This is a genomic window from Geodermatophilus sp. SYSU D00766, from assembly GCF_054049915.1.
On sequence record NZ_JBJGYI010000064.1, the window covers coordinates 1 to 13,239 of the forward strand.

General features: G+C 66.3%; 10 protein-coding genes and 2 pseudogenes. 2 read left to right on the top strand and 10 right to left on the bottom strand.

What is annotated here, in order from left to right; all coding sequences use genetic code 11:
* Nucleotides 1-181 precede the first annotated feature (181 nt).
* Nucleotides 182-568: a tyrosine-type recombinase/integrase gene (locus ACI8AD_RS24060; protein WP_456873056.1), complete on the bottom strand. Its 387-nt coding sequence runs from the start codon at nucleotides 566-568 to the stop codon at nucleotides 182-184.
* A gap of 109 nt (nucleotides 569-677) precedes the next feature.
* On the opposite strand from ACI8AD_RS24060, the pseudogene ACI8AD_RS24065 reads away from it, so the two are divergent.
* Nucleotides 678-800: pseudogene (locus tag ACI8AD_RS24065) on the top strand (IS5/IS1182 family transposase); the annotation flags it as partial.
* A gap of 354 nt (nucleotides 801-1,154) precedes the next feature.
* On the opposite strand, the gene ACI8AD_RS24070 reads toward ACI8AD_RS24065, so the two are convergent.
* Nucleotides 1,155-1,547 (bottom strand): histone-like nucleoid-structuring protein Lsr2, encoded by a 393-nt coding sequence (locus tag ACI8AD_RS24070; RefSeq protein ID WP_456873057.1) that lies wholly within the window; start codon nucleotides 1,545-1,547, stop codon nucleotides 1,155-1,157.
* A 977-nt stretch (nucleotides 1,548-2,524) separates the two neighbouring features.
* Here ACI8AD_RS24070 and ACI8AD_RS24075 point away from each other — a divergent pair.
* Complete coding sequence (locus ACI8AD_RS24075) at nucleotides 2,525-3,106, top strand: hypothetical protein (protein WP_456873058.1); 582 nt, start codon at nucleotides 2,525-2,527, stop codon at nucleotides 3,104-3,106.
* Between the two features lie 1,780 nt (nucleotides 3,107-4,886).
* Here the strand turns inward: ACI8AD_RS24075 and ACI8AD_RS24080 are convergent.
* The 8 genes and pseudogenes from ACI8AD_RS24080 to ACI8AD_RS24115 all read right to left on the bottom strand — a co-directional run bounded on the left by ACI8AD_RS24080 (nucleotide 4,887) and on the right by ACI8AD_RS24115 (nucleotide 13,105).
* Nucleotides 4,887-5,111, bottom strand: a complete 225-nt coding sequence (locus ACI8AD_RS24080; RefSeq protein WP_456873059.1) for a helix-turn-helix domain-containing protein — start codon at nucleotides 5,109-5,111, stop codon at nucleotides 4,887-4,889.
* Between the two features lie 203 nt (nucleotides 5,112-5,314).
* Nucleotides 5,315-6,496, bottom strand: a complete 1,182-nt coding sequence (locus tag ACI8AD_RS24085; RefSeq protein ID WP_456873060.1) for a site-specific integrase — start codon at nucleotides 6,494-6,496, stop codon at nucleotides 5,315-5,317.
* 367 nt (nucleotides 6,497-6,863) lie between these two features.
* Nucleotides 6,864-8,006: a site-specific integrase gene (locus ACI8AD_RS24090; RefSeq protein WP_456873061.1), complete on the bottom strand. Its 1,143-nt coding sequence runs from the start codon at nucleotides 8,004-8,006 to the stop codon at nucleotides 6,864-6,866.
* Between the two features lie 1,149 nt (nucleotides 8,007-9,155).
* The gene (locus ACI8AD_RS24095; RefSeq protein ID WP_456873062.1) at nucleotides 9,156-9,650 is read right to left on the bottom strand and encodes a hypothetical protein; all 495 of its coding nucleotides are present in this window, start codon (nucleotides 9,648-9,650) and stop codon (nucleotides 9,156-9,158) included.
* A 96-nt stretch (nucleotides 9,651-9,746) separates the two neighbouring features.
* Nucleotides 9,747-11,375, bottom strand: a complete 1,629-nt coding sequence (locus ACI8AD_RS24100) for a hypothetical protein (RefSeq protein WP_456873063.1) — start codon at nucleotides 11,373-11,375, stop codon at nucleotides 9,747-9,749.
* Between the two features lie 443 nt (nucleotides 11,376-11,818).
* Nucleotides 11,819-11,935, bottom strand: a pseudogene (locus ACI8AD_RS24105) (type II toxin-antitoxin system prevent-host-death family antitoxin); the annotation flags it as partial.
* Nucleotides 11,936-12,315: 380 nt separating this feature from the next.
* Nucleotides 12,316-12,465 (bottom strand): hypothetical protein, encoded by a 150-nt coding sequence (locus tag ACI8AD_RS24110; protein ID WP_456873064.1) that lies wholly within the window; start codon nucleotides 12,463-12,465, stop codon nucleotides 12,316-12,318.
* A 160-nt stretch (nucleotides 12,466-12,625) separates the two neighbouring features.
* The gene (locus tag ACI8AD_RS24115; protein ID WP_456873065.1) at nucleotides 12,626-13,105 is read right to left on the bottom strand and encodes an SET domain-containing protein; all 480 of its coding nucleotides are present in this window, start codon (nucleotides 13,103-13,105) and stop codon (nucleotides 12,626-12,628) included.
* Nucleotides 13,106-13,239 lie beyond the last annotated feature (134 nt).

The following is a 13,239-nucleotide window of genomic DNA, read 5'->3' on the forward strand; positions in this document are numbered from 1 at the left end:
CCCCCCCGACGCGCCCAGCAAAGCATCATGCCTGGCGAGAACGGTTCCACCTTGCAATTCTTTGACTCTTGCCGGGAGCGGGCGATCCCAAAATAGGGATCGAATGTGTCCATGCTACCCCGCTACCGGACTATGACTAATGGGACCATAGGAATCTTGGCTCGGCGCAGTCGTGGCATCCCTACTGCACGGCGCGCAGAACCCTCTCTCGAAGCGCATCTCTGCGATTCGACAGCTTCTGCTGGATGTGTCGGTCGGTCGATCCGATCGGTGTCACACGGCCTGCGACGAGTTCGGAGAGTGCGGCGGCGATCACCCGATCCCGGTCCTGGGTCGCGTGCTGGTAGCGCAGCGCCGCTCCCGGCGTGGAGTGGCCGAGTCGGGCCATCAGCTCGGCCAAGGTCGCGCCCGGCGAGGCGGCGAGTACGACACCGGTATGGCGCAAGTCGTGGAGCCGGAGGTCGGTGCGTCCGGCCTTCGTGCGGGCCGGGTAGAAGACCCGGTAGAGGGTGGACGGTGCGAGTTGCTCGCCGCGGTTGGCGGGGAATAGGAGCCTATCCCGGCCCATCGCAGCGTGCTTGCGGCTGTGGGCGGTAATGACGGGCAGTTAGAAGACGTTGCGGAAGTAGGCCCTCGGGCTTTGTCCGCCCACGAGGCGTCGGCGCAGGCTGCGGCACATGTCGTCGCCGGCGTCGTCCCCGCCGCCGCGGCTGATCAGTGACGAGCTGTGGGCGCTGGTCGAGCCGCTGATCCCACCCCGCCCTCCGGCGGTGCACGGCCGCACCGGCCGGCCCCGCGTTGTCGTCGCAGAGATTAATGGTTAGCTACGGAGCAGTGATCAGGTCTGGCTGGACTTGACTTACGAATATGACGGAAACCCGTGGGCGGACTACCCTCACGACCAGTGTGATTATAAGGAAGCAGCCAGCGAAACACAACGGGCTTCTACCGAAGCCTATCTGCTACAGGTGGGGGGAGCACACGGCTGTGCGCGCTTGTGCAGCAGTTCGTGACGCGGCGCTTCGTAATATGGCGGCATGCACTGCTTGGCATCCACTGCAGAACTAACCCTTCGATGACATGACGCCCGCCTCAAGCCCTCCAAATGGCTTGGAACCGCTTTCAATGAGCCGAGGCGGACATCTCGAAGTGCGTCAGTCATCCGCAGCGCGGAACTGGTCGACGATGCTCTTCGGGATGTGGCCGCGGGCGGACACCTCGATGTTGTTCGCCGCAGCCCAGGCGCGGACGGCCTGAGGATCGGTGTCCGACTTGCTGCTGGAGCTCCGCGCGGTGCCCGAGCTCCCCGAGGAGCGCTGACCGACGTAGTGCCCGCTGATCTTGCAGCTGGCCTCCACGTAGCGGGAGAAGGCGCTCCGCAGCTCTTTGGCGTTCTTGTCGGTCAGGTCGATCTCGTAGCTCATGCCGTCGTCCGCCGACAACCCAAGGATTGACCCATGCTTCACCAGAAGTATTTCAGCGAGCAGCGCGCAGACTGTTGAAGCATTTTTCAACGCGACCGGCGCGGCCTGCTTTCGCGAGCCCAAGGGAGCAATGATAAACGTGAAGTAGGGCAGGGGTCGATTGACTGTAAATAGGCAGACTCAGACGCTGGATGGGCAGATGTCCAAGAAGCTCTCGGTCGGCAGAGGTTCGATCATGGGTGCGCCAATGAGGATGAAGGTGTCGGTAGCTGCGGAGGTTACGAGAGACGTCTGTCCTGGAAGTGTCGCCATCACGACGCCGAAATTCAATTTAAGCCCGTCGTCGCTTTCGCTTGCATGCAGGCCGGCACGAACAGCGCGGAGTGGGACGAGCAACGCCCTTGGGGCGCCCAAAGCAGGGTCGGCGAAGGCTGTGGTCGGCCTAACTTCCTACCAAGCCGCGGCAACTGACGTCGGCACCGCCTGAACAAGGTCTCAGGACCTCTCCGGCGGAGACCGGCGGTCACACGGACGCCAGTCCGAGGAAGGTCACCCCTGAGTACTTGCCGGCCAGGTCGGGCCCGCTCTTGAGCGCCTCGCCGGTGCTCTCCAAGCCCTCCGTCACAACCCGGTCTGGTCCCCGGATGGTTGCTCGGGACGCCGCAGGACTGCCCAGGACGCGCCGGTCCGCTGGTCCGCACCGGCGATGCGACGGTCACGCGGCGGTGACACGGCGGTGACGCAGGTCGCCTAGTCTTCCCGCGGTCGCCGACCACGGTCCCGTTGTTCGGGCTCGCGCATCTGGCGCGGCGTTTATGACGGCGGACTACCAGGCGGGAGTTGTCGTGACGACGTCGACGAACTCGCAGCGGGTCGCTGGCGATGGACCCCCTGAAGACGAGCCCACGACTGCTGACGCGCCGCTCACCTCGCCGGGTGCGACAGCGGTTCTCGACGATGTGCGGGAGACAAAGGGCGGTGCCACCCAAGCGGCGGACCTATCCGTCGAGTTGGTCGGCAGCGGAGCATCCGAGAGCGGCTAGCCCAGCGGTGAGGGATTTGGGAAGCCTGGAGGTCGGCTCGCCTCACCTGGCGCAGCCATGTCCGACCGTTCCAGGCGCGCCGTCGGCGTCTGGCTGTTTGCGTTGACCGTTGTCGTCCTGGGGCATTTCCTGTGGGCGTGGTCGACGGCATACAGGCTCGTGGGGCCACGACCCCACAGGGTGCGCGTCAACTGGTTCTGGTGGGGCTTCCACCCCACTGCGCAGTTCAGCCTGCTGCTGATCGTCATGCTGGCCGCGATGTTGGGGAGCATGGTGACCGTGACGATGATCTTCGCCAACAGGTCAGGACACCGGACGCTGGAGGAGCGGTGGGAGTATTGGTACCTGTACCGCCCCTTGTCCGCGGCGGGCGTGGGAGTCCTCCTCTACGTGGTCGTCGTCGCGGGGCTGCTCGGGACGGCAGTGGGCGGAGAGGGATCACTGGCCTTTGCGGCCGCCATAGGTGGCCTCGCCGGCCTCTTCACTGATCGTGTCATCGCCGCGATGAGGCAGGCGCTGGGAGCATCACCGTTCAACGTGTCGGCATCGGATGTCGAAGCCGCAACCAAGACCGGTGGAGTAAGCGCGGTCGAGGTGACGGCAGGATCGGGTGACGGGCGACCGTCACTGCGCACCTAATGATCAGTGATGCTGTCGCCGTGGGGCCCGGTAATTCGAGGATCAGGCTGCATGAGCACGTTATCGCTCACAATGCAGTCGCACACCTCTAGTGGTGACGGTCATCGAGACCCATGTCAATCCGGCCACTGTCGACCCTTCCACGCTCAAACCCGGACCGCTGGAAAGTCAGCGGCATCCGTTGACCTGTGGCTGGCGTGGTCGGGCCGTCGCGCTAGCTGAGGGTGCCCATGAGTGTCTCATGGCAGCAATTGCTGCTCGGTGGGTTGAGCGGCGTCCTCCTCACGTTTGTCTTGGCGCGAGGGCTCGACATCTCCCGCAACCGTCCCCACTTGCTTATTCAACTCGGCGAGACCCAGGAACGTCTCTATGTGCGAGACGCGGAGGAGGGAGGGCGGACGAGGCTGCTCGTGTGTGAGCCTGCCGATCCAGCAGCACAGCTTGTGATCACCCTGGACGTGCTCTGCGTCAATCACAGTTTTCAACCCGATGCGTTGATCGGGGCTTGTCTGAGCTCACCGGCGGTCGAATGGAGAATGCCGGTCAGCGGATGGGTCCGGGCCGATGAGTCCTTCACCGGCCTCAATGTCTCGCCACACAGTGTGACGCCTGTTCGTCTGAGGTTCTTTGTGCGCAAGATGGCTGGCGCGGGTCAGCGGGGTTACGGCGATGTCCCCGTCTGGTCCGAGGACGCGCTGCCAGACTTGGTCCTCACGGTCGCGACGGTCCGTCAGCGACGCGGCCTCTTCGCATCAAAGTCAACGGATAACATCCCAGTGACTGGGGGACTCGTCCGTCGATCCCATCGCGAAGGCGTTGGGGAACTCGAGATCCACTACTTGACCAAACCTCCGCCAAATATGCCGCCAGCCACCAGTAGCTGGCGCTCGGCTCTCGCGCGGAGGGGTCGACGCTTCCTCGGATAGCGTCATCGGCGTGCAGGCTCCCAGCTTGCGCTCGCCCTTGATGCCAAGACCTTCGGTGGTAGGTGTCATCGGGCCAGCGGCAGAGGACATTCAGCCGGAGGTTTCTGCACGTGGTGGGTCCGACGATGGGGCCAAGTTGACGGACCGCCCCGTAAAGGAACACACCGTGGCATGTGGCCGGCATGAGCGACCGCGCGAGAGGCGCTGTTTCCAGCCGCCCTCGACTGGCGCTGGAGCCCGAAACGGAGCAGCGGCCCGATGACGGGCGCGCATCTGTCGCGTCGGGTCACGACGGCGCGGCTCGCCACTCCTCGCATGCTCAAGGCGAGTCGGAGCTCGGGGAGCATGGTCATCTCACATCCTCCCCTCCGGAGTTCGTGTCCGGTACCAGCGGAGGTGGCAGTCGTCGACTGCGGCTCGGGGGTCCTGAGCGGGCCCACTCCCTGACAGGCCGCTCCACGGTGCCCCATAAGCCGCCATGAGGGACAGAGGCGAGACAGGACAGCGACGTCCCGGCGACTGCCCGCGACACGACCGAGTGCGAGTGAGACTTACAGCAACCCATACAGCAAACGGACTCCCCATGGGAGCGAACTGGGGCGGACTGCTCGGGACGTCACAAGGCGCCGACCAGCAAGACAAGAACAGAGCCGAAGGGGACGACGGCGAATGTCCCGGACGTGACTGGGCCTGCGACGCGGAGGGCACGCCTGGCTGAACTCGGCCACGGCCGAACGCACCGCGGCGCGCAGCATCGCCGGGGCATGGGCGTCGAGGAACACGGCGACGCCTGCGGCGCTGACGAGGGGCCGTTCGGCCGCGCTGCTGCGCTCTCCTGGGCGACGGTCACCCGGTCAGTGAGTACGCGGCACTCGAGGGATGCGGCCGGAGTCGATGAATGCGTCCAGGATCGACCGCTGCACGCGGACGTGTTTGCCAAGCTTGACGTAGTCGATGCGGCGCTCGGCGATGAGGCGGCGGATGAATCGCTCGCCCGTGCCCAGGTATTCACCGGCCTGGTCGGCGGTCAGCAGTTCGTCCGGCCCGGTGGGGGAGGTGCCGATCGTCCCGTCGGTCACAGGTCGGGAGCCCATGGCGGCATGCTGCCCGGGCGGCCTCCTGTTGTCCTCCGGCCAGCCGATCGCCGCGCGTCCGGCCACCACTCGGTGTCGCGTCGCCGCAGGCGACCGACCACGGACAGCACAACCGGAGTCCGACCGGAGGAGTGCTGAGGCGGACGAGTGCATGCGGTAGGGGGACCCGTGGCGGTCAGCGGCTCGGATCATGCGCCCCGGTCGTCGTGCACGGGGGCGGAGCCCGAGGGTCGTAGCGCTTCCAGCGCTGCCGCGGCGCCGGTCGAGGCGACCTGACGGCCGAGGTAGGTGTCTTGGGTGAGGCTCGGGTTGGCGTGGCCGAGCTGGTCGGCGATGGCGCGGGCGGAGAGGCCGGCGTGGTCGAGCATGGTCGCGGTCGTCTTGCGGATCACGTGGCTGGTGATGTGGTCGAATCCGGCGGTGGAGAAGGCGGCCCGCAGGTCGGCCTGCGTGTTGGAGGGGTCGCGCCATCCGCCGAGCGGAGCCGGGAACACCGGCACCTCCTCCGTTGCGGCGGGCTCACCCGCACCGACGCGGGAAGCCCTGCTCCGCAGCATCTCCACGCACCAGGGCGGGAGCAGCAGCGTGCGCGCGCCCGAGGCCGTCTTCGTGCTCTTGCGCACCAGGCCCTGACCCTTCACCCGGACGACCGTCGATCGGATCTCCACAGTCCCGGCGTCGAGGTCGAGCCCCTTCCACGTCACGGCCGTTGCTTCGCCGATCCGGGAACCGGTGGCCAGCATGAAGGCCACGAGATCGGGCACGTCGTTCCTGCTGGCCTGCTCATCGGAGCAGAGCCGGGTCAAGAGTGTGCGGGCCTCGTCGGCGGTCAGTGCCTTCGGCGCCTTCTTGACCGGTGCCTCGATGCTCCCGGTGTCACGGACGGGGTTGCGGTCGAGTGCGTCGTGACGAGCGGCCAGGCCGCAGACGCCACTGAGGACGCTCTTGGTCATCTTCGCCATCGCCGGGCCGTGCTTGTCGGCGATGAGGCGCAGGTGCCGCTCGATCGTGCCGACGCTGAGTTCGCGGACCCGCAGGCTGCCCAGGCCCGGAAGGATCTGCTGATCGAGGCGATGGCGATACACCTGCACGGTCGTGGGGCTGAGGTCTTGGAGGCCGGTGAACCACGCCTCGGCCAGCACGCTGACGCGCGTGTCGGGAGTGATGTCCCCGCCGATGTCGAAGCGGGCACGGTCGCGCAGGGCAAGCCGCAGCGCTGCTGCGGCGGCCGCCTTGGTCCGGGCGCTGCGTTCCACCTGGCGGCACTTGCCGTCGTGGTCCCGGTGCCAGGCGACGGCGCGATATCCGGACGGCGTGGTGTGGAAGCGGATCTTGCCTGCCGTTGCGAGCGCCAGCCCTGGCCTGCCCATGATTTACCCCTGATAAGTGACGGATACCGGCGGGTGGCGACGGTACCGGCCCGGATCCATGGCTGTCACGAATCTGCACGTCAGGGGCGGGTTCGGTACGTCGCGGGCAATCACGGAAAGGACTCATCGCCAAATCGCAGGGTTATTGGTTCGAGTCCAATCGGGGGAGCAAAACCGCAGGTCAGTGGTTTGTTGAGTCGGCAATTGATCTACCAAGGGCCAACAGACGACCAACAAACCCCTCTCCGCACAGCCCGGTGCGACCGCTGTCGAGGCATCTCCGGAGACGGCGTGACGGTGGCCGGCAACGGCGCGGCCGCACGGGGGAGTGTCGGTGGAGCCGGGCGGCCTCGACTGAAGGGTGCTGCTACAGCGTGCGCTGCAGTGCGGCGGCCGCTTCGGGGCTGGCGAGCCGGCGGCCCATGTAGACGTCCTGGGTGAGGCTGGGCCGGGTGTGGCCGAGGTGGTCGGCGATCTGCCGGGCAGACAGTCCGGCTTCGTCGAGCCGGGTGGCCACGGTCTTGCGGAACGTGTGCGAGGTGACCCAGTCGAAGCCGGCCCGGTCGAGAGCGCTGCGCAGGTCGCCGCTGGTGTTGTTCGGATCCCGCAGCCGGCCGTGTGGGCTGCGGAAGAGCACCGGCGGGTCGGCGTCCGAGGGCCTGGCGGCGCAGCGGCGGCGGAGCAGGTCGACCACGAAGGGCGGCAGGGCGATGGTGCGCCGCCCGGCGTCGGACTTGGGCACCTCCTGGATAACCAGGCCGCGGCCGGACACGCGGATGACGGTGGCGGTGACCGCCAGGGTGGCGGCGTCCAGGTCGAGCGCGGTCGGGCGGACCGCGCAGGCCTCGCCGATGCGCACGCCGGTGCCGAGCATGAGGTCAACGAAGTCAGGCAGGTCCAGCCGAACGGCCTCAGGGTCGCTGGCGAGCTCTCCCCGCAACCGCTGAGTCTCGGCGACGGTCAACGCCCGCGGGGTCTTCGCCGGCCGGGCGGTCCGTCGCAGGGAGGTCTCCCGGACCGGGTTGGTGGGCAGGGCGCCGTGGCGGACAGCGAGAGCGAGGATCCCGGACAGGACGCTGCGGGTGGACTTGGCCGCGCCGACGCCGTGGCTGCCGCGGACGGCGGTCAGCAGCCGGTCGACCGCGGGGACGGTGACCTCGCGCAGCCGCAGCTCGCCCAGGCCGGGCAGGACGTAGGAGTCGACGACGAAGCGGTACAGCCGCTTGGTGCCGGTGGCTAGCTCGCTGGCCTCGACCTCGGCCAGCCACAGTGCCGCGGCGGCGGCCAGCCGGCTGTCGGCGGTCGCGGCCGGCGTCGCCATTCCACCGCGATCGCGCAGGGCCTCGCGCAGCCGGCGTTCAGCGTGCGCGCGGGTAGAGCCGTAGCGAGTGACGAAGCGGCGCCGGCCGTCGAAGTCGCGGAAGCTGGCCCGGGCCCGCACCCGGCCCTTGCCGACCACGAGGAAGTCGATCATGCCGAAGGTCCCCACCGGCAGCGGCGGCCTTCCCATGACGACTTCCGCGCTCCTCGCCGGGGGCAGGGGAGTACCGGCCGGAACAGGCTCTGTGACGAGGGCGACACCGCGCGGTGACGGCGCGAGATTCTGGGGACAGCGCCGAGCCCTGTGGATGACGATGTCGCCGTCCGGCTCCGACCGTGACAAGCCTGCTGCAGTCCTTCTCCAGTACTGCTCCACCAGGGCTACCGAGCCAGACATCGTCCGGACGTGCAGCACTGTCCGACAGGCTCAATCGCCGGACAGGCCCGGCGGGCGCACAGGAAGGTGGTGACACGTCCGTGCGCTGCATAGACGCTGGCCTCCGGATCCCGCGCTCTTGGAGGTGCCCCGTGCCCGTGTCCGTGTCCGCTTCTCGCCTTGCCACCGTCTGGGGACTTGCGGCTGCATCCGTGCTGGCCGCCACGCCGTGTGCGCTGGCCGCTCCCAGCCCCAACGATCACAACTGCGCCGGGACCGTCGTCAGTTCACTCGGCTGGGCCTGGGTTCGGTCCGTCCGTCGCGGGCCTCGCCGAGGCGCAGGGCGTGGACAACCTTGGCCTGGCGAACTGTGGGCAGCCGCCGCGGAGCAACCCCTGACGGACCCACCGGTGCGACGAGGCTGACTAGGCAGGAGCGCCGACGGCCAGCGGCCCGCTCTTGGCCAATCCTGCAGGCAAGAGGTGTGATGGCCCGTGATCTTGAATGCTCCAGTCCAGCCGCAGGGGGGCGGCTTGGGTTCAACTCATGCCGCTCACCTCGATGGAGGCATCAGCAACTGCGAGAAGGGAATTCGGAGTCCGGCGGGTCGGGTCCAGGTGACGCACGCGACGATCAACCGGACGGCGGACCTATCACTGTGACCGTCTGAGGTTTCACAGGTGACGCTCGGCTTCCTGGCCGACGCTCGGGCCGCGCGGGTCTGGCTGGGCCCCAACCTGTCGCGAGTCGAAACGGGTGCGAGGCACCCTCAACGCCGACAGCTGGGATGCCTTGAAGTCGACGCTGGTGCGGCCTCCAGGGATGACTTCCGGCTCGGGCTTCTTGGCCATGCTCCGAGACAGATCGCAGGATGACACTTGAGTACGTCCGGGATGGGCCCACCGCGGAGTCAGCTGCTCCCGGACGGGGCACCGGCTGACCTCGTCGCATGCCGAACGGCTATCAAGCTCTTTCTGCTACCGCGGTGTCAGCCGCACCCATCCGTAATTCTTGACTGACGGCGACATCTTGAGTCAGTTGCTGCCGCAGCCGTTCAGCCAGCTCGCAAATCTGTCGTACCTCTTCTTCTGACATCGGCCGCATCACATCCGGTGGGGACAGTCCTTTCCGGAGAGCCTTAATCAGTGCAAAGAACTTCTTGCGCGCAGCGTCGGTAAGGAACATCCCTGCACCGTCCACAAAGTACCAGTTCTGCAGGACTTGCACGGCGTCCCGAGGGTTCGACCGCCAGGTGTTTTCCGCGGAGCGCGGTTCCTCGGCTATTATGGCGGAGATCTGAAAGAGGCGCTGATAATATGGAAGGCGACGGTCTGCAAGCAACCTTTGCTCGGTCTCATGAAGTTCGGCTCTACTCCGGGACCGAACATTGACGTAGGTCAGGATGCCCGTCGCCAGGGCGCCCACTAGAACCGTTGCGAGGCTAATCCATACTTCCATGCCTACTCCTCAAAGCTCCTGTGCTCCCGCTCTCCGACGCGCCGCTCGCGGCGCCTGGTGGACTGCTTCTGCGTCCTTAAATATGCTGAGACGCGCTTACGGAAGGGTGTAGCGTGCCAACTCAGCCATCTCCTCAGGGCAGATGAGTCCCGGCCGGCATTCTTTGTAGCGCAAGAGCAGGACATCTCCTATGGTGCCCGCAGGGACTTCCGGACTCCATGTCAATTGGCCATTAACATCGGGAGCCAAGGTGGCTGACGCCAGATGGCTTCCCTGGCCATCTCGATTCACACGGCACACCTCCGCGACGATCCTTATTCCCGGCGCTACGCCTATTCCCCTCAAGGTGACCTGTAAGCTTGATGCCGACTTTGCGACTATGTGCCCCGTCAGCTCCATGCCGCGCTGCGGGTTATTCATCGCGAGAACCGTGGTTTCCCCGTCCTCCGAACACTCATCTTCGCTGCCTTCTGCATTGACTATGCAGTGATGGACGAACAACATTTCCCATCGCTCGCGGAGAATAGGTACATCGAGCTCCCAGTCCACGCTGTCAAGAGCGTCCGGTTGGAGGATGCTGGTCCACAGGTGAACCGGATCCTCGCCAACCCCGTCCACGTCACTGACGGGAGCGTCGGGGGGCTGCCCCATGTCCAAGCGAGGCGTCCCGTCGATCCAGATCCTCAGGTGTTGCCCGCTCAGCCGCGACGCTTCGGCACGTATCCGTACGACAGGCTGGTCATCCTCTGTCGCTAAAGCGGCTGTGACCTTCGGGGTGACCGCCAGCAATTTTGACTCTACGGAGAGCTTCGCTGCGCCGTAGAGACCCAGGGACGTCGCGACAACGCCGAGGATTATTATGCCCGCCGCAGCTGCGAAAGATGCATCTACTACGAAAGCCCAGGCGATGCAGGCCGTGAACAGTAGAAAGACTGCAGCCGCCAGGATGGTCTGAAGTGAGATTGCGTCCCTAAACAGGTACCCGACCGCGAGAATCTCCAGCACCACCGCAAAAGCGATGTATACTAGTAAGCGACGCCTCTCGGTACCACCGGACGATCTCCCCTCTTCGACCTTCGGTTGGCCCGCTGCCTCTGATTGTTTCGCTTGCCTATTCGAGTTCTCGCGAATCAAGCCAATAAAGATTGGTATGGCAAAAGCTGCGGCCAACGCGACCAGGGCTGCTCCGACTGTGAGGCTGGCCTCTACCCACCAGGGGGCCCAACTGTCATCGTCGGAGTCGGTCAGGGGTCGCACGTTGGGGAAGAACAGTGCGGCGATAACGATCATCGTTCCGACGGCAGCCAGGGCCGCCCAAAGCTTCAGTCGCACGCGGGGGTCGACAGCAGGCGCAAAGAGGGCGGCAAGGAGGCCGCACCCAAGAAACAAAATGACGGCGAGTGACGCCAGAGGATTGACTCTAAGCGCCTGATCCAGCACTCCATCCTTAACGCCAAAGAACAGAAGCAGGGTCAGCAGGGCCGTGAATCCGCCGGCAGCCCACTTAGACGCAGCTTCGAGTGTGTCGGCGTGTATGTAGTCCCCCGGGGTCGAAGATGTCGCCTTCGACCGCTCTGGCCGATCCACGAAATACTCGAACTGGTCACCATCGTCGGACGCCGGCGCGCTGGCATCCTGCCATTCGATGACCTTGAGCCGCTTCCCAAGCCAGGTCCGCGACTGCTGCTCCGTCAGCTGTGGCTGTTGATCAGCGGGAGGTGACACGCTGGGAGTGTCCCGCCGCTGTGACAGGCGAGACAAGACCCGCAGTCGCGCGGAGCGCCCTCGGTGTCGCCTTCCCCGGGCATGTGTCAAATCGTAATCCCCGCGGGGTCAGAGCCCGCGTCAGCCGGACCCAAAGGTGGCTTTGCGGGACAGGTCAGCTGTAGCCGGGGATTGCCGAGGGGCGATCGGCCAGGAATTACGTCCCCGCTGGGGTATGAGACGTTGCGGAAGTAGGCCCTCGGGCTCCCAGCGCCTGTGCAGCATCGGCGCAGGTTCAGGCGCGTCATCGGTGTCTTGCCCGCCACCACGGCTAATCAGCGACAGGCTGTGGGCGCTGGTCGAGCTGCTGATCTCACTGCAGAAGCGGGCCGTGCACGTCCGCACCGCCGGCCCAGCACCTCCGATCGCGTTGTGCTCGAGGGGCTCGAGGTCCTCGGTGCCAGCAGGACGGCGGAGGGCTTGCCGTGCACGGTCACGTAGACGCGCTCGTGCTGCCCGCTGACGCGGGCGACGAGCTTGGACAGCTGGGCCTTCGCGGCGGCCAGCGAAAGCTTCGCCATGGTCAGGAGTGTGACCAGAACTGCTCTACCGGTTCAGCCTTCGATCCGACGGCTGAGAATCTGGTGGATCCAGGTCGGCGGCGGCGGCGCGACCGACTTACGACCAACGAACCACCCCCAATGTCCGACGATGACCAACAACGGCCGATCATGCGAATAAGCCCTGAGCTGCATGTTCGTCATTGGCAACCCCTGCCAACACTCCCAAGATCAACTCACAGGGTTATTGGTTCGAGTCCAATCGGGGGAGCAGAGCTCCTGGTGAGCGCCTCGTCGGTGGCGCGATGCGCCGACCATCAATCGTGCTGCTCGCTGTAAACCCCCGACTTTCGGGTCGCCCGGCGTCGTCGCCCGCCACGGGAACCCCTCGCTGCTGATCGCTACAGGGCACAGCGGATGGTCGCCGCCGTGCGGGGACTGGCGGTGCCGCGGCCGAGGTAGACGTCCTGGGTCAGGCTGGGCCGGCTGTGACCGAGGTGGTCGGCGATCTGCCGGGCGGACAGGCCCGCGTCGTCGAGCCGGGTGGCCACGGTCTTGCGAACGTGCGAGGTAAGGCACTCGAAAACCGGCCGGTCCAGGGCACGGCGCAGGTCGTCGCGCACGACCGGCGCCGATGAGGTCTGTCCACGAGGGAGGAGGTGCGACACCCTCTGGTGGATCCCGTCCATGGCGGCGGCCATCGCTCACCGATCACGGGTGTGTGTCGGTCATCTTGCGCTGCAGGTACCAGGAGAACCAGCCGCGATAGCGCTCCTGCAGTTCGGGCCGCTGCCAGTCCCTCCCGTCCACCCGCCGACGGCAGTCGGGATGGCCGCATGCGCAGTCCATGGCGCCGTCGTAGTCGTCGAAGAGCGCGTAGTCGGTCGTCAGTTCCTCGCCGGCGGCGATGTCGTGCATGGCGACCAGGACCACGTTCCCGGCGAAGCCGACGTTGGGTCCGCACGAGTGGTTGATGAAGAGCATCACGGCCTCGTACTCGTCGTCGGTCAGTGCGACCAGGTGCAGGTCATCGGTGATCTGGACGTCGGAGTCCTGGAGCCGCTCCGGAAGTGACCGCAGCTCCTCGGTGGTCACGATGTGGCCGCCTTTGACCGCGACCACCTCCCCCCACCCGATCGGCTCGACGGCCAGCAGACCGCGCCCGGCGATCCCGCTGGGTACTCCCTTCACGGCCTTGGGCGTGATCCACGTGCGCACCACGGGGGGGGGGGGGGGGGGGGGGGTACATCGCAACCGCCACCGTTCCTGTCCCGGCTCGTGGCGCTTCGGTGTATGGTCCCCCCCCGCGCCACCCCCCCCGCGGA